The sequence below is a fragment of the Acinetobacter sp. TTH0-4 genome (assembly GCF_015602665.1).
GTDB classification, from domain to species: domain Bacteria; phylum Pseudomonadota; class Gammaproteobacteria; order Pseudomonadales; family Moraxellaceae; genus Acinetobacter; species Acinetobacter albensis.
The window spans coordinates 25,445-42,055 of sequence record NZ_CP059079.1 but is presented as its reverse complement, the minus strand read 5'-3'; the positions used below and the strand labels follow the sequence as shown (position 1 = coordinate 42,055).

Sequence of the window (16,611 nt, the reverse complement as noted above, 5' to 3'; positions counted from 1 at the left end):
AAAATTCATTTATTAGGATAACAATATGAAAATTTTCTGGTTCATTCCCACTCATGGTGACAGTCGTTATTTAGGTACGAGCAAAGGTGCACGTCAAGTGGATCATAGCTACATGAAACAGATTGCAGTCGCAGTAGATCATTTGGGTTATGAAGGTGTGCTGATTCCCACTGGACGTTCTTGTGAAGATCCATGGCTGACTGCAGCCAGCCTGATTGATGCAACCCAGAATTTAAAATTTTTGGTTGCCTTACGCCCAGGTGTCACTACGCCTGCCTTAGCAGCACGAATGGCAGCTACGTTTGACCGATTATCAAATGGTCGCGTTTTACTAAACTTGGTGACAGGCGGAGATGAAAAGGAACTTCAAGGTGATGGTGTTTATGAAGATCATTCTACCCGTTATAAAACAGCCAATGAATATGTCAAAATCTGGCGCGAAATTCTGACTCGCTCACACACAGGCGAAAGTTTTAGCTTTCACGGTGAACGCCTGAGTGTGGATGATGCGAAATTACTTTATCCACCCATTCAACAACCTTATCCACCACTTTGGTTCGGTGGTTCATCTGAAGATGCGATTGAATTGGCAACCTCACAAGTTGACACTTATTTAACTTGGGGTGAACCGCCTGAAGCAGTTAAAGATAAAATTGCTGTGGTTAAAGCCAAAGCCCAGGCCAAAGGTCGTGAACTTAACTATGGTATCCGCTTACATGTCATTGTACGTGAAACCACTGAACAGGCATGGCAAGCAGCAGATGAACTGATTCAATATGTAGATGATGCAACCATTGCTGCTGCACAAGCCAAATTCAAAACTATGGATTCTGTTGGGCAGCGTCGTATGGCGGAATTACACAATGGTGATCGCAGTAAATTAGAAGTATCACCCAATCTATGGGCAGGTGTCGGTTTGGTTCGTGGCGGTGCGGGTACAGCATTGGTCGGTGATCCGCAAACTGTTGCCGATCGCATTCAGGAATATGCAGACTTAGGGATCAGTACCTTCATTTTTTCAGGCTATCCTCATCTTGAAGAATCGATTCGTTTTGCCGAATTGGTCTTCCCTTTACTGCAACTAGAAACACAACAAAAATTAGTTCAACCGAATTTGACAGGACCATTTGGAGAAGTTGTGGCGAATAATTACGTGCCCGATGCTGCTAAACAGCATAAGCAGTCTCAGGAGTTGGCTTAATGACGCATATTATTTCTGCAGAAACTTTAACTAAAAAAAAGGTTTCACGTGGAACACGAATTGGACGACCTTTATTGCCTTGGTTGGTTCCATTCATTTTAATTGTTATCTGGCAAGCTGCCTCCAGTGTCGGTTGGTTAGAAAGCAGAATTTTGCCTGCACCCACTGCTGTTATTAGCGCTTTTTGGCATTTGCTCATGAATGGCGAACTGTGGCAACACGTTAAAGTCAGTGCTGGACGCGCCTTGCTTGGCTTGCTCGTAGGTGGTGGCTTGGGTTTATTTTTAGGCTTACTGAATGGTTCATCTAAAATCGCATCCAACTTATTGGATACCACTTTGCAGATGATCCGAAATATTCCTGCTTTGGCTCTTATTCCTTTAGTGATTTTATGGTTCGGCATAGATGAGTCGGCAAAACTATTTTTAGTCGCGATTGGGGTATTTTTTCCTATTTACATTAACACCTACCATGGCATTCGCTCAGTCGACCCTCAACTGATTGAAATGGGAAAAAGCTACGGCTTAACGCGTTGGCAATTGTATAAAGAGATCATTTTACCGGGTGCGATGCCCTCTATTTTAGTCGGTCTGCGCTTTGCACTGGGTCTAGTTTGGGTACTATTGATTGTGGCTGAAACAATTTCTGCACAGTCTGGTATTGGTTATATGACCATGAATGCTCGTGAGTTTTTACAAACAGATATCGTTTTAGTTGGAATATTACTTTACGCATTACTAGGTAAACTGGCAGATGTATTGGCTGTTGGTTTGGAAAAATACTTGCTGCGCTGGCATGCGGGATACCAAGAATAAGGAGTACATGATGACTGATTTAAGTTTAGGACGACATGTCGCGAAGAATAAGAACATTGCTGATCATTCGGCTTCACCTGACATCAATCCACATGCTGTAACAGGTGCAGAAATTCTGATTGAGCAATTGTATAAATTTTATGCTGAAGTAAAAGTTTTAGAAGATTTAGATTTACATATTCAACCAGGCGAATTTTTAGCGATTGTCGGTCGAAGTGGGTGCGGTAAAAGTACGTTATTGCGTTTAATTGCTGATTTAGAACAGCCAAGTTATGGCGAAATTAAATTTAAATCGGCACGTCATATTCGTGAAGGGATTAATAGTGATGATATCCGGGTGATGTTTCAAGATCCTAGACTATTGCCATGGCGAAGTATTGAACAAAATGTACAGTTAGGTTTGGCTAAGCAAGACCAAGCGAATGCCTCTACTTTATTGGAAAAAGTTGGTCTTAAAGAAAAAGCGGGCTTTTGGCCATCACAACTTTCAGGCGGGCAAAGACAACGAACTGCTCTTGCACGTGCCCTATCACACAAACCAAGAATTTTATTACTGGATGAACCTTTAGGTGCTTTAGATGCGCTGACTCGACTAGAAATGCAAAACTTGATTGAAAAATTATGGCTTGAACAGGGTTTTACCGCCATTTTGGTGACCCATGATGTCAGTGAAGCTGTTCAATTGGCAGATCGGATTATTTTGCTTGACCAAGGGCAGATCGCAAAACAATTTAAAGTGGAATTACCACGACCAAGGCAAAAGAACTATGCCTTTAGCGAATTAGAACAACAAATTCTAAATGCGGTATTGGCCACTTGAAGTTGGATCATTGAAATGGGCACATCCCGATGAATGGTATTTGCTCATTTCCCCCATCTTAAAGTAAATCTAATTTTTAATTTTATTCTTAAGCTAAATATACAGTTAATTTTATCGCTACCAATCAATTTCAAAATTCAGAAAATTATTTTAATTGAATCATTTAATTTTATTTAAAAGTCAATTTTACTGTGATGTCTCTATTTTTACACAACTTCAAAATGTTGTTCTTTAATCATTGATCTAAAAAAAGAATATTAAAGTTATCTAAAATTAAAATCCTTTGTCTATGCACAAGTCTGCCGATTTGTCGTACAATTTACGGTTCCACTTTTAATTGTCTTTAAATGGCCGATGGAACAAAAAAAGAGTATTCAAAAACGACACCAACTGCTTAATGCAGCGCTAGATGTCTTTTCCCTATATGGTTTTAGTGGGGCAAGCTTAGATGAGATTGCTCAAATTGCTGAAATGCATAAATCCAATATTTTCTATTATTATGAAAATAAAGAAGCCCTATATGTCGAGGTACTGACCACCGTATTACAAAAATGGCTGGCCCCTTTACAAATGTTAGAAGCTGAGCTTGAACCTGAAGAAGCCATCACCAATTATTTATTGCAAAAAATTGAAGTTTCTCGTACCCAACCCAAAGCATCTCGCTTGTTTGCTTTAGAGGTCATTCAAGGGGCACCGCATATTTTGCCAATCTTGAAGGGTCCATTAAAGAAATTATTTAAACGTAAAGCCAAAGTCATTAGTACTTGGCAAGAGCAAGGAAAAATTTCAGCCCAAATTGATCCTGAACTCTTAATTTTAAATATTTGGGCCATTACTCAAAACTATGCAGATTTTGCAACCCAAATGGAAATGGTTACAGGTAAAACCTTACGCAATCGGAGTATGCAACAGCGGATTATTCAACATAGTGTGCATATGATGTTGTACGGCGTTATTCCTCGCGCTTAAAATGTTGAATGATCAAGATGGATCATTTTGGCATACGACCATAGCGTTCTATGGTCGCCAAATTTTTTATAAATGACTTAATAATAAATAATTCTTATAATAAAAATAACGGCTTTGGCCTTTAAACAAAATGATGCTGATAAAGAGCTAACATTTTTTGTGCCCCCAATAATAAATTTTCTTCCCAATCTAAATGTGCGCTGTCATTTGCACCATCTGTAATATATTTGACAGAAATTAAGCGTACATCCAATTTTTTACACACTTTGGCTAAGGCATAACCTTCCATATCAACCAAGTGACAAGGAACTTTGGGTAATCCTATTTCAAAGCTATCCCCTGTTCCACAAATGCCATTCGGCAAATGCTGAAAATAAGTCTCTAAATGAATATCCGCAGGATGATCATGATCCATCGGAGTGACCCCAACTGCAAAACCCAAAGGTGAAACATCCATATCACGTTGTACAAACGTCATGACTTCAACCAATGCATGTGCATCGAAATGTGAACTTCCAGCACTCCCCAAGTTTAACAAGGTTTTACAACCCGTTTTCTGAATGACTTCAAAGGCTTTGAATGCTGCATTCACTTTTCCTATACCGCTGTAATGCACTTGAATGCCTGCCTGTTCAAACAAATCTTTTGATTCATTTGGAAGCGCCATGATTAAAGCCAAATCGGACATTACTTTACCTATACCCCACCAAAAACTGCATACATTAAAAATGAAAAACCAAAGCTCTGCAAATCATAGATGCCACTTGTCTAAACTGTCATTTTAAAATGAAGCGTATTTATAGATATAAATACGCTTAAAGAAAAGATGTTTTAACGTTGTTCGTCCAAATATGCTTTCAAACAGGGAGAGAAAAATAAATGCCCCTGATAAAAGCCCTGTATGGTTTTATAAGCGACCATAATCCAGAGCAGGATTAAAATCGTGGCAAAGCCATATCCGAGCTGAGAAATAAACAATAAATTCATCTGATGGCCCAAGTTCAGCACAGCTAAACTGAATACCCCCAATGGAAAAGTAAGCCCCCACCAACCTAAATTAAAAGGCAAATCTTGAACATACTTCAAAGTCGTCAAAACAGCGATTCCAAACCACCACGTCGCAAAGCCCAATAAAATCAAACTGGCGAAAATACCCACCTGCTGAAAGATATCTCCTAAACTTTGCATTCCAATCACTGCCAATACTTGCGGAGCTTGAGCACCTAATAACAATAAGGCCAATGCACCCGTTGCAATAGGGCCTAAAGCCAACCAACTGCTGATTGCGAGTTCTTTCGCTGGTAATTGATGAAGTGCCAAACGCAGCATTAAAATACTTAAAATTGCGCATGCAGGTAAAACTGAAATACCCCAAAGCACATAGCTGCCCAATAATATTGCAACCGCCTGTTGTCCCATCGGCAGATGTGCGAGCAATAACCCACCTGAACTGGCAGCAACTTCACAGGCGACAATCGGTAATAACCACACGGCAGACATCGTTTTTAAGTCATGCTGTTGTATGCTATACATACAAAATGGAATAATCCAAGCAATCGCAAGTGCCATCACAACATCGATATACCACAACATTTGTGCAATCTGAACAGCAGTATCCCCGTACAAGGGTACGCCGAATTTCAAGAATCCATTCAAAATAGTGGCCAGTCCCATCGGAATGGCACCTAAAAACAAACTCATACTGGCATGTTTAAAAATTTGTTTCGCTTCGTGTGGAAAAATCAACCAACGCAAGCCATACAATATTGAAAACAAGATGAATATCAGCATATTCATTTGCCATAAAATAGTCCCCATTTGCCCCATTAAAAACGAATCAAACGGTAATTCAGCGACAATCAGAGCCAAAACTCCTGTTCCCATCGTCACAGCAAACCAATTCGGGGTAAAATGTCGAATAAGATCCTGCATCTGCGGTAGTTGTTGAAAAGGTCTATTCATCACTGGAAACCTATAAAGTGGCGATATAGACAGTATAAAACCTCTTATAAATAAGAAAAACTGATTAATATTTATTTTTAATATCATTTATATTGATATAAATTTTATTGTTTGTGAAAAAAACTGGCCTAAAAACACAACGACAAGACGAAAGCCAAAGATTATGGCAATATATAGTCCTAATCATTTCTTGTTTATTGATTCGCCCATGAAGCTGCTCCGCTTGAATGCTTTAACACCCAATTTTGAATTGCCAAAGACTGCCGTGACGATTGGTAATTTTGACGGTGTACATTTGGGTCATCAAGCCATGATTGCACAATTAAAACAACTGGCAGAAAAACAAAATTTAAAAACGTTGGTGATGATTTTTGAACCACAACCTTTAGAGTTTTTTAAAGGCTATGAGGCACCTCCACGTATTAGTTCATTGCGTGAAAAAGTTGAATATTTAACAGAATTAGGCGTTGATTATATCGCGATTGCTAAATTTGATAATCATTTCCGTAGCTTAAGTGCAGAGCAATTTGCAGAAATTTTGAAGAATAAACTCAATGCTGAACATTTGGTTTTAGGCGACGACTTTCATTTTGGAAAAAACCGTCAAGGTAACAGTGAGTTTTTAAATACTTACGGTTTTCAGGTCACGAATTTGCACACCATAGAATTGGGCAATGAGCGAGTCAGCTCTACTCGAATTCGTCAAACATTGCAGGCAGGTGATTTAGCCTTAGCTGCAAAGTTACTGGGTCGTCCTTATAGTATTATTGGTCGTGTACAATATGGTGACCAAATTGGACGTACCATCGACTTTCCAACAATTAATGTTCGTTTAAATCGTCACAAACCCTGTTTGAATGGAATTTATGGCGTAGATGTATTGTGTGAAACTGAATCGTTAAAACAGAAAGTTAAAAAGGATCATCCAGACCAATTGGGCATCGCAGGCTATATGTCGACAAGTTTGTTTGGCGCAGGTCATGTTGGAACGCGTCCAGCCATCCAACAAGAACGTCCAGAATGGCGATTAGAAGTACATTTTCCTGATGTTTCTGCTAATCTGTATGGCCTATTAATGCGGGTGACGTTTTTGAACTATTTACATGGTGAAAAGGACTACCCTTCTCTTGAAGCATTAAAAGCGGGAATTGATGATGATGTTGAAAAATTGCTTGATTTTCGACTCAATACTCCCAACTTCCCCTTTTAAATCCCCCAAATTTTATTGAAAAATGCGTCAGCTTAAGACTGATTTAATTGGAAGACAACTTGCATGAGCGATAAGCAAACTACTGAAAATGCTGTGGATTATAAAGCCACGTTAAACCTGCCAGGTACTGAATTTGCGATGAAAGCAAATCTTGCAGTACGAGAGGCAAAATGGTTAGAAGAGTGGTACGCCGACAACATTTATCAGCAGATTCGTGCATCGCGTATTGGCAAGAAAAAATATGTGCTTCATGACGGCCCTCCTTATGCCAATGGTCAAATTCACCTCGGTCATGCAGTCAATAAAGTCCTCAAAGATATCATCATCAAAAGCCGTGTGATGGATGGTTTCGATGCACCGTATGTTCCAGGTTGGGATTGTCACGGTCTGCCTATTGAGCTTAAAGTCGAAGAAAAAGTCGGTAAGGTTGGCGTTAAAGTCGATGCCGCAACATTCCGTAAACATTGCCGTGAATATGCTTACACACAAGTCGAATTACAAAAGAAAGACTTCGTACGCATGGGTGTTTTTGGGGATTGGGACAATCCTTATCTGACGATGAACTTCAAACAAGAAGCAGACATCGTTCGTTCACTCGGTGAAATTGCCAAAGCAGGTCATATTGAGCCGGGTCTTAAACCCGTCAACTGGTGTTTAGACTGTGGTTCAGCACTTGCTGAAGCTGAAGTTGAATATGAAGATAAAAAATCGGATGCGATTGATGTCGGTTTCAACGTTATTGATCTTGCGGATTTATCTGCACGTCTAGGCGTGAGCGTGACTGATTCAACCGATATGGTGATTTGGACCACGACGCCTTGGACCATTCCAGCCAACCAAGCCGTTGCAGTACATACCGATATCGAATACCAGTTAGTAAAAGCACGTGGTGAAGAAAAAGCTGATCAAAACTTTATTCTTGCAAAAGATTTGGTTGAATCGGCAATTGAACGCTACGGTTACATAACGTTTGAAGTCTTAGCAGATTTTACAGGTGCTAAGCTTGAAAATTTACAATTACAGCATCCTTTAATTACTGAGCGCCAAGTGCCTGTGATTTTGGGTGAGCACGTGATTGCAACCAGTGGTACGGGTGCAGTACATACTGCACCAGGCCATGGTGTGGACGATTATAAAGTCGGCTTGTTGTACAACTTAAAAGTGGACAATCCTGTTGGTGGTAATGGGGTGTATTTACCAACCTCTCCCCTATTTGCAGGCGAGCACATTTATAAAGCCAATCCAAAAATTATTGCAGCGCTGGCTGAAAACAATAAGCTTTGGGCACATATTCCAATCAAACATAGCTATCCGCATTGCTGGCGTCATAAAACACCGATCATTTTCCGTGCAACCCCACAATGGTTCATCAGCATGGATGCCAAAGGTTTACGTCAGAATGCATTAAATGCCATCGAAAATGACATCAGCTTTGTACCAGATTGGGGTAAAAATCGAATTCAATCGATGATCGAAGGTCGTCCGGACTGGTGTATCTCACGTCAACGTACTTGGGGCGTGCCAATTCCATTCTTCGTACATAAAGACACCAATGAATTGCACCCACGTACACCTGAACTGATCGAAGAAGTCGCGAAACTGATCGAGCAGGAAGGCATTGATGGCTGGTACAACCGTGATGCATCTGAGTTTATCGGTGCGGATGCTGAACAATACAACGCTGTTCGTGACACGCTAGACGTTTGGTTCGACTCAGGTACAACGCACTATGCAGTACTGCGTGAACGTGAAGAACTGACTGATCCTGCTGATTTATATCTGGAAGGTTCAGACCAACACCGTGGCTGGTTCCAGTCGTCGTTATTGACCTCGATTGCGATTAACGAACGTGCGCCATATAAAGGTCTATTGACCCACGGTTTCGTGGTCGATGAAAAAGGCCGCAAGATGTCCAAGTCGATCGGTAACGTGATCACGCCGCAAGACATCATTAAAGATATGGGTGCGGATGGTTTACGTTTCTGGATCGCCTCTGCGGATTACCGTTATGAAATGACCGCTGGTAAAGAAATCTTTAGCCGTGCCTCTGACGGTTATCGTCGTATCCGTAACACGCTTCGTTTCTTGCTTGCTAACCTGAATGGCTTCAAACCATCAACAGATGCGCTTCCTGTAGATCAATTGATCGCGCTGGATCAATACATTCTGCAACGTGCATCTGAAGTGCAAGAAACCATTAAGAAAGCATACGAAGATATGAACTTCCATATCGTAACGACTGCTCTGACTAATTTCTGTATCAATGACTTGGGTGGTTTCTACTTAGACATTATCAAAGATCGTCAATACACCACGAAAGCGGATTCGCAAGCACGTCATTCTGCACAAACTGCGTTGTATCACCTGGTACAGGCATTCGTGCGTTGGATGTCACCAATTTTAAGCTTTACCGCACAAGAAGCTTGGCCTTTAATTCCGGGTCAAACTGAAAAATATGTGTTTACCACTGAATGGTATGACATTCCTGTTGCTTCAACGGCTAACTTAATTTCGGAAGCAGATTGGCAAACCATGATTGCGGTTAAATCTGCGGTCAATAAGCAAATTGAAGCAGCCCGTAATGCAAAATTGATCGGTTCAAATTTATCTGCCAAAGTTGAACTGTGGGCAAGTGCTGAACTTAAAAACGTGCTTGATCAACTAAGCGATGAATTGCGTTTTGTGCTTATCACATCAACTGTATATGTGAATGCACTAGATGAAACCCAAGGTGAATTCACTGACCTTGAAGGCTTGCGTGTAAAAGTTTCAGCTGCGGAAGGTGAAAAATGCGCGCGTTGCTGGCATGTCTTGCCAGATGTAAATACACATCTTGAACATCCAGGTCTTTGTTCACGTTGTATTATCAACCTTCCTACAGGTCAAGGCGAAGAGAGAAAATATGCCTAATCCACAAACGAAAAAGGGCTTATTCCAATTCTACCCACATAATTTAATGTGGTTAGGCTTATCTATTGTCGCGATTATTCTCGATCAATGGACCAAATGGATTGCAACAACGCATCTGAATTATGCAGATCCAGTGCCTGTACTGCCCTTTTTAAATTGGACATTACTACATAACTATGGCGCAGCTTTTAGTTTCTTGTCCGATGCGGGTGGTTGGCAGCGTTATTTCTTTACTTCGCTGGCAGCATTGGTGTCGGTCATTTTTGTATTTTGGCTGATGCGTATGCCAAAAACTGTGAAAATTTTGCCTATCGCGATTGCTCTCATTTTAGGGGGTGCGATTGGCAATTTAATTGACCGTGTATCTTTAGGTTATGTGGTAGATTTTGTTCATGTTTATTACAATAACAGCCATTTCCCCGCTTTTAATATTGCAGACAGTGCAATCACCTTGGGCACTATTTTACTGTTGATTGATACGTTCTTTCTTGAAAAAAAACGTATTCAACAGGCAGAGATACAACGTCATGACTGAAATTATTTATCCTAATGAAGAAACCCGTATTGCAGATGGCTCAAAAGTAGAATTACACTTTTCAGTTGCCATTGAAAATGGGGTAGAAATTGATAACACACGTAGCCGTGAAGAACCTGTAAGCTTGGTCATGGGCGACGGTAGTTTATTACCGGGTTTTGAAAAATCACTTTTTGGTTTACGTGCCGGCGATCGTCGCACAGTCAGTCTTCCTCCGGAAGATGCATTTGGCCCTTGGAACCCTGAAAACATACAGACTTTTGATACCATTAAATTCGAACAAACGCCTGTGGTGGGTCACATGATCGAGTTTGAAGACAAAGCCAAGCAGAGTCTCTTTGGTGTAGTGAGATCAGTCGGTGAACACATTACCGAGATTGACTTCAACCATCCTCTAGCAGGCAAAGATATTACCTTTGAGGTAGAAATTTTTAAAGTGACCCCTGCTGGTCAACAAGGGATTAAGTTAGTTTAAAAATCAATAATTCTGCGCCAAAGAAAATTGTATTAAAAAAGCTCCTTAGGGAGCTTTTTTAATGTTTAAAGATACAAATTCCTCATACCCAGTCAAAGCTATTCATATTAATTTAAAGCCTACTTGATAAAATGAGTTCACTATGAGAATACAAATTATTGTAGGCAGTGTTCGTGAAGGACGTACCGCGATTAAAGTCGCACGATGGGTACAACAGAGCATTGAGAAGGAAAATTTCAATACTATTCAAGTTGAATTGGTCGATTTAAAAGAATGGGATTTACCTATATTTGCAGGCAGCCATCCACCGCTCACAGGGATTTACGATCAACCCAAACAACAGCAGTGGGCCGATAAAATTGCGTCAGCAGATGCCTTTATTTTGATTAGCCCTGAATATAATCATGGCTACAGTCCTGCTTTAAAAAATGCACTCGACTATTTGGGCAAAGAATGGCAAGGTAAACCTACGGCTTATATAGGTTATGGTAGCACCAATGGTTCACGTTCAATTGACCAAATTCGTCAAGTGGGAACGCAATTGGGTTTGATTGATAGCAATGCAGTGATTGAAATTCGTGACATCTTCTTAAGGAATAAAACTGAAGAATTTGAGCCAAATGAATTTGATACTAAAACACTCAAGTCTATTTTAAATAAATTAATTCAATATGTGAGTGCTTAATTTTTGAAGCATCGTTAATGGTTTTTAGCTTAGAGTATTTGCAGAATTTTGCTGCTATTCGTCAGATTTTTTAATCCTAGACTGAGTTTATAAAGAAACAATATTTTTCTAAAGCGAAAAACAACAATGATAAGCGCACAAAACAACAGAAAGCTGATCGGTACAACAGGAGTTATACATTGTAATGAATACAGCAAAAGACTCAACAGGACGTTGGGATTTTTTTTCTATCTCTTTTTGGGATACGGACGCTACTTCTACAATAAGAGTATCGTCCGTCACATTGTAATAACTTACTCTTTTGCAACCAATTTCAGTAATTTGGCATTTTTGCCATCTTCAAGTACCCAAATTGAACCATCTTGATTTTCAAGTAAAGCCCGAATTCGTTGCTTCATCTTTAAGCGTTGCACTTCTTGGACAGGTCTGACTTCGGTATCGACCACAACAATGGCTTCAGAAGATAATCCACCAATTAATGCCTTATTTTTCCACGCAGGAAATTGATTACCTTTATAAAAAATCAAACTTGATGGCGATATTACTGGAGTCCAACTGATTTCAGGCGCTTGAAATTCAGGTCGAGTAGAATGATCTGGAATATCGGTTCCATCATAGTGATCCCCGTTTGACACCAAAGGATAACCATAATTTTGACCTTTAATCACTCGATTGAGTTCATCTCCGCCTTTTGGTCCCATTTCTACAGTCCAAAGCTGATTTTTGAGGTCAAATGCGAGACCCAATGGATTACGATGCCCTAAAGACCAGATTTGCTTTTCGATCGCTCCTTGACTAAAAAAGGGATTATCAGTAACAGGTGTTCCATCATCATTTAAGCGCAATATTTTACCTAAATTGGACTTCATATCTTGTGCAGGTTCAAACTTTTGACGATCACCCGAACTCAACCAAAGTTTGCCATCCGTTCCAAACAAAATTCGATGGCTATAGTGACCTTGACCAGACACTTTAGGAATTTGTTGCCAAATCGTCTTTAAATTTTTAATTTGCGGTTTTTTTGCATCTGTTAAATCCAATTCTCCCCGAGCCACTACTGCACCATAACCATCTTGCCCAGCCTCGACATAACTAAGATAGATATACTGGTTTTGCTCAAATTGAGGATGTACAGCAAGATCTCCTAAACCACCTTGTCCACCATAAGCCACTTTTGGTAAACCTTGAACCTCAACCTGTTGCTGAGTACTTGGATTAAATAGTTTTAATTTTCCTTTACGCTCAGTAACTAGAAGTTGCCCACTTGGCAAAGCCGTCATAGCCCAAGGCTCATTAAATTTTTCGATAATTTTAACTTGATACGTTTGATTTAACTGCTTAGATTTCTGCATTGCAGAGGCGTGATTGCTCTTTTTTTCTTGTTCAGATTCGGAGGATGAGCTGACTTGTGTGCTACATGCACTTAAAAAAAATGTGCCCGTTAATATAATCGTATTTAATATCTGCTGTTGAAATATTTTCATTCAAATTCGTCCCTATGATCAAAATTTATCACTTCCTTCATCCTAAATTAAAAATAAGGACTGGCTGTTTTTATTGGTAACCAAATTGAATGCGGGTATTTTTTAAATTTATTTATTTCACTTTTTACTTTTTAAATTATGTATAGAAAAACCCCCCTCAGTCTTAAGACTGAGGGGGGTTTAGAATAATGAGCTGGCGATGACTTACTCTCACATGGGTAACCCCACACTACCATCAGCGCGAAGAGGTTTCACTTCTGAGTTCGGGAAGGGATCAGGTGGTTCACTCTTGCTATTGTCGCCAGCACAACTGTTTATGGACTTGTTCGGGTCTTATTTACGGGATTTATTTCGTAAGCCTTACTTTGTACCAAAAGAGTTATTAACAGACATTAAATTTGAGTTGAGATTTTAGTTTGTAGCGTTAACTAAATCAAGGGTATATTGCTTGGTTTTGAATCACTTAGATGATGCAATACAACTGTTTGGGTGTTGTATAGTCAAGCCTCACGAGCAATTAGTATTGGTCAGCTTCACATATCACTATGCTTCCACATCCAACCTATCAACGTCGTAGTCTTCAACGGCTCTTTAGGTGACATAAAGTCACAGGGAAATCTAATCTTGAGGTAGGCTTCCCGCTTAGATGCTTTCAGCGGTTATCCCTTCCGAACATAGCTACCCGGCGATGCAACTGGCGTTACAACCGGTACACCAGAGGTTCGTCCACTCTGGTCCTCTCGTACTAGGAGCAGATCCTCTCAAATTTCCAACGCCCACGGTAGATAGGGACCGAACTGTCTCACGACGTTCTAAACCCAGCTCGCGTACCTCTTTAAATGGCGAACAGCCATACCCTTGGGACCTGCTTCAGCCCCAGGATGAGATGAGCCGACATCGAGGTGCCAAACACCGCCGTCGATATGAACTCTTGGGCGGTATCAGCCTGTTATCCCCAGAGTACCTTTTATCCGTTGAGCGATGGCCCTTCCATACAGAACCACCGGATCACTAAGACCTACTTTCGTACCTGCTCGACTTGTGGGTCTCGCAGTTAAGCGCGCTTTTGCCTTTATACTCTACGCGTGATTTCCGACCACGCTGAGCGCACCTTCGTACTCCTCCGTTACTCTTTAGGAGGAGACCGCCCCAGTCAAACTACCCACCAGACATGGTCCTCGCTCCAGATTATGGAGCAGAGTTAGAACCTCAATATTACCAGGGTGGTATTTCAAGATTGGCTCCACCGAAACTAGCGTCTCGGTTTCAAAGCCTCCCACCTATCCTACACAAGTAAGATCAAAGTTCAATGTCAAGCTGCAGTAAAGGTTCACGGGGTCTTTCCGTCTAGCCGCGGGTACACCGCATCTTCACGGCGAATTCGATTTCACTGAGTCTCTGCTGGAGACAGCGCCCCCATCATTATGCCATTCGTGCAGGTCGGAACTTACCCGACAAGGAATTTCGCTACCTTAGGACCGTTATAGTTACGGCCGCCGTTTACTGGGGCTTCGATCAAGAGCTTCGCTTACGCTAACCCCATCAATTAACCTTCCAGCACCGGGCAGGCATCACACCCTATACGTCCACTTTCGTGTTTGCAGAGTGCTATGTTTTTAATAAACAGTTGCAGGGGCCTGGTTTCTGTGGCTGTCAACCGCTCAGGGAGTAAATCCCATCACCGTCGACAGCGTACCTTCTCCCGAAGTTACGGTACCATTTTGCCTAGTTCCTTCAGCAGAGTTCTCTCAAGCGCTTTGGTCTACTCGACCTGACCACCTGTGTCGGTTTCGGGTACGATTCCTGTGTAACTGAAGCTTAGAGACTTTTCCTGGAAGCATGGTATCAGCCACTTCACTGTACAAGTACAGCTTGCTATCAGTTCTCAGCATAGAGCACCCCGGATTTGCCTAAGATGCATGCCTACAACCTTTCACCTGGACAACCAACGCCAGGCTGACTTAACCTTCTCCGTCCTCTCATCGCATTACACAGAAGTATTGGAATATTAACCAATTTCCCATCGACTACGCCTCTCGGCCTCGCCTTAGGGGTCGACTCACCCAGCCCCGATTAACGTTGGACTGGAACCCTTGGTCTTTCAGCGTGCGAGTTTTTCACTCGCATTGTCGTTACTCACGTCAGCATTCGCACTTCTGATACCTCCAGCAGACTTCTCAATCCACCTTCATCGGCTTACAGAACGCTCCCCTACCACTTGCAATAAATTGCAAATCCGCAGCTTCGGCATATAGTTTTAGCCCCGTTACATCTTCCGCGCAGGCCGACTCGACTAGTGAGCTATTACGCTTTCTTTAAAGGGTGGCTGCTTCTAAGCCAACCTCCTAGCTGTCTATGCCTTCCCACATCGTTTCCCACTTAACTATAATTTTGGGGCCTTAGCTGGCGGTCTGGATTGTTTTCCTCTTGACTACGGACGTTAGCACCCGCAGTCTGTCTCCCGGATAGTACTCATTGGTATTCGGAGTTTGCATCGGTTTGGTAAGTCGGGATGACCCCCTAGCCGAAACAGTGCTCTACCCCCAATGGTATTCGTCCGAGGCGCTACCTAAATAGCTTTCGGGGAGAACCAGCTATCACCGAGTTTGATTAGCCTTTCACCCCTATCCACAAGTCATCCCCCGGCTTTTCAACGACGGTGGGTTCGGTCCTCCAGTTAGTGTTACCCAACCTTCAACCTGCTCATGGATAGATCACCCGGTTTCGGGTCTACACCCAGCAACTAAACGCCCTATTAAGACTCGATTTCTCTACGGCTCCCCTATGCGGTTAACCTTGCTACTGAATGTAAGTCGCTGACCCATTATACAAAAGGTACGCAGTCACCGAACAAGTCGGCTCCCACTGCTTGTATGCATGCGGTTTCAGGATCTATTTCACTCCCCTCACAGGGGTTCTTTTCGCCTTTCCCTCACGGTACTGGTTCACTATCGGTCAGTCAGGAGTATTTAGCCTTGGAGGATGGTCCCCCCATATTCAGACAAGGTTTCACGTGCCCCGCCCTACTCGTCATCATTATCTAAGCCCTTTCGTGTACAGGACTATCACCCACTACGGTTGCACTTCCCAGAGCATTCCACTAAAACTTAGATAACTTAATGGGCTGATCCCCGTTCGCTCGCCGCTACTAAGGGAATCTCAATTGATTTCTTTTCCTAAGGGTACTGAGATGTTTCACTTCCCCTCGTTCGCCTTGCATGACTATGTATTCATCATGCAATACCTACCTTATGGTAAGTGGGTTTCCCCATTCAGAAATCTCCGGATCACAGGATATTTGCCGCCTCCCCGGAGCTTATCGCAGGCTATTACGTCTTTCATCGCCTCTGACTGCCAAGGCATCCACCACATGCACTTAATTACTTGACTATACAACCCCAAACAGTCGTTAACACCCTACAAGTGATGTAACAACAGAGTCAGCCTTACGACCTTCTCATACAGTTTGTGGTCTGTAGATTTAACTACAGTACAGCTTCAATCTAAATTCATCTACCAAAACGCTTGATTCAGTTAATTTCGCT

12 protein-coding genes and 2 rRNA genes are annotated in these 16,611 nt (G+C 41.7%); 9 read left to right on the top strand and 5 right to left on the bottom strand.

Annotation, left to right across the window (positions count from 1 at the left end; all coding sequences use genetic code 11):
* The first annotated feature begins 25 nt into the window (after positions 1-25).
* The 4 genes from ssuD (at position 26) to H0S58_RS00170 (ending at position 3,805) form a co-directional block, all read left to right on the top strand.
* The gene (gene ssuD, locus H0S58_RS00185) at positions 26-1,201 is read left to right on the top strand and encodes an FMNH2-dependent alkanesulfonate monooxygenase (RefSeq protein WP_195726818.1); all 1,176 of its coding nucleotides are present in this window, start codon (positions 26-28) and stop codon (positions 1,199-1,201) included.
* Positions 1,201-2,016, top strand: coding sequence for an aliphatic sulfonate ABC transporter permease SsuC (ssuC, locus tag H0S58_RS00180; RefSeq protein ID WP_092719980.1), 816 nt, complete (start codon positions 1,201-1,203; stop codon positions 2,014-2,016). The genes ssuD and ssuC overlap by 1 nt, the downstream gene beginning before the upstream one ends.
* A gap of 10 nt (positions 2,017-2,026) precedes the next feature.
* Entirely contained in the window at positions 2,027-2,836 is an 810-nt protein-coding gene (locus H0S58_RS00175) for an ABC transporter ATP-binding protein (protein WP_195726817.1), read from the top strand.
* Positions 2,837-3,190: 354 nt separating this feature from the next.
* Positions 3,191-3,805 carry a TetR/AcrR family transcriptional regulator gene (locus tag H0S58_RS00170; protein WP_053579192.1) on the top strand — a complete coding sequence of 205 codons (615 nt, stop codon included), beginning with the start codon at positions 3,191-3,193 and terminating at the stop codon, positions 3,803-3,805.
* A gap of 121 nt (positions 3,806-3,926) precedes the next feature.
* Here the strand turns inward: H0S58_RS00170 and H0S58_RS00165 are convergent, their stop codons facing one another.
* Together H0S58_RS00165 and H0S58_RS00160 are read right to left on the bottom strand one after the other, a co-directional pair.
* Entirely contained in the window at positions 3,927-4,493 is a 567-nt protein-coding gene (locus H0S58_RS00165; protein ID WP_092719977.1) for a 5'-nucleosidase, read from the bottom strand.
* A 143-nt stretch (positions 4,494-4,636) separates the two neighbouring features.
* Positions 4,637-5,767 (bottom strand): TDT family transporter, encoded by a 1,131-nt coding sequence (locus H0S58_RS00160; protein ID WP_195726816.1) that lies wholly within the window; start codon positions 5,765-5,767, stop codon positions 4,637-4,639.
* A 208-nt stretch (positions 5,768-5,975) separates the two neighbouring features.
* Here H0S58_RS00160 and ribF point away from each other — a divergent pair, with 208 nt between their 5' ends.
* The 5 genes from ribF to H0S58_RS00135 all read left to right on the top strand — a co-directional run bounded on the left by ribF (position 5,976) and on the right by H0S58_RS00135 (position 11,582).
* On the top strand, positions 5,976-6,977 hold the full coding sequence (gene ribF, locus H0S58_RS00155; protein ID WP_195726815.1) for a riboflavin biosynthesis protein RibF: 1,002 nt from the start codon (positions 5,976-5,978) through the stop codon (positions 6,975-6,977).
* Between the two features lie 63 nt (positions 6,978-7,040).
* Complete coding sequence (gene ileS / locus H0S58_RS00150; protein WP_195726814.1) at positions 7,041-9,887, top strand: isoleucine--tRNA ligase; 2,847 nt, start codon at positions 7,041-7,043, stop codon at positions 9,885-9,887.
* A complete protein-coding gene (gene lspA / locus H0S58_RS00145) occupies positions 9,880-10,422 on the top strand; it encodes a signal peptidase II (protein ID WP_053579187.1) in 543 nt (180 codons plus the stop codon). Before ileS ends, lspA begins: the two co-directional genes overlap by 8 nt.
* On the top strand, positions 10,415-10,897 hold the full coding sequence (locus H0S58_RS00140; protein ID WP_193891809.1) for an FKBP-type peptidyl-prolyl cis-trans isomerase: 483 nt from the start codon (positions 10,415-10,417) through the stop codon (positions 10,895-10,897). Before lspA ends, H0S58_RS00140 begins: the two co-directional genes overlap by 8 nt.
* A gap of 142 nt (positions 10,898-11,039) precedes the next feature.
* Positions 11,040-11,582, top strand: coding sequence for an NADPH-dependent FMN reductase (locus tag H0S58_RS00135; RefSeq protein ID WP_195726813.1), 543 nt, complete (start codon positions 11,040-11,042; stop codon positions 11,580-11,582).
* 293 nt (positions 11,583-11,875) lie between these two features.
* Here the strand turns inward: H0S58_RS00135 and H0S58_RS00130 are convergent, their stop codons facing one another.
* From H0S58_RS00130 to H0S58_RS00120, 3 genes are all read right to left on the bottom strand, one after another.
* A complete protein-coding gene (locus H0S58_RS00130) occupies positions 11,876-13,066 on the bottom strand; it encodes a PQQ-dependent sugar dehydrogenase (protein ID WP_193891803.1) in 1,191 nt (396 codons plus the stop codon).
* A gap of 191 nt (positions 13,067-13,257) precedes the next feature.
* Positions 13,258-13,372 (bottom strand): 5S ribosomal RNA (gene rrf / locus H0S58_RS00125).
* Between the two features lie 190 nt (positions 13,373-13,562).
* Positions 13,563-16,456 (bottom strand): 23S ribosomal RNA (locus H0S58_RS00120).
* Between the last annotated feature and the right edge of the window lie 155 nt (positions 16,457-16,611).

Coding starts and splice junctions, on each gene's coding strand:
- ssuD (WP_195726818.1), top strand. CDS start 26: ATGAAAATTTTCTGGTTCATTCCCACTCATGGTGACAGTCGTTATTTA.
- ssuC (WP_092719980.1), top strand. CDS start 1,201: ATGACGCATATTATTTCTGCAGAAACTTTAACTAAAAAAAAGGTTTCA.
- H0S58_RS00175 (WP_195726817.1), top strand. CDS start 2,027: ATGACTGATTTAAGTTTAGGACGACATGTCGCGAAGAATAAGAACATT.
- H0S58_RS00170 (WP_053579192.1), top strand. CDS start 3,191: ATGGAACAAAAAAAGAGTATTCAAAAACGACACCAACTGCTTAATGCA.
- H0S58_RS00165 (WP_092719977.1), bottom strand. CDS start 4,493: ATGTCCGATTTGGCTTTAATCATGGCGCTTCCAAATGAATCAAAAGAT.
- H0S58_RS00160 (WP_195726816.1), bottom strand. CDS start 5,767: ATGAATAGACCTTTTCAACAACTACCGCAGATGCAGGATCTTATTCGA.
- ribF (WP_195726815.1), top strand. CDS start 5,976: ATGAAGCTGCTCCGCTTGAATGCTTTAACACCCAATTTTGAATTGCCA.
- ileS (WP_195726814.1), top strand. CDS start 7,041: ATGAGCGATAAGCAAACTACTGAAAATGCTGTGGATTATAAAGCCACG.
- lspA (WP_053579187.1), top strand. CDS start 9,880: ATGCCTAATCCACAAACGAAAAAGGGCTTATTCCAATTCTACCCACAT.
- H0S58_RS00140 (WP_193891809.1), top strand. CDS start 10,415: ATGACTGAAATTATTTATCCTAATGAAGAAACCCGTATTGCAGATGGC.
- H0S58_RS00135 (WP_195726813.1), top strand. CDS start 11,040: ATGAGAATACAAATTATTGTAGGCAGTGTTCGTGAAGGACGTACCGCG.
- H0S58_RS00130 (WP_193891803.1), bottom strand. CDS start 13,066: ATGAAAATATTTCAACAGCAGATATTAAATACGATTATATTAACGGGC.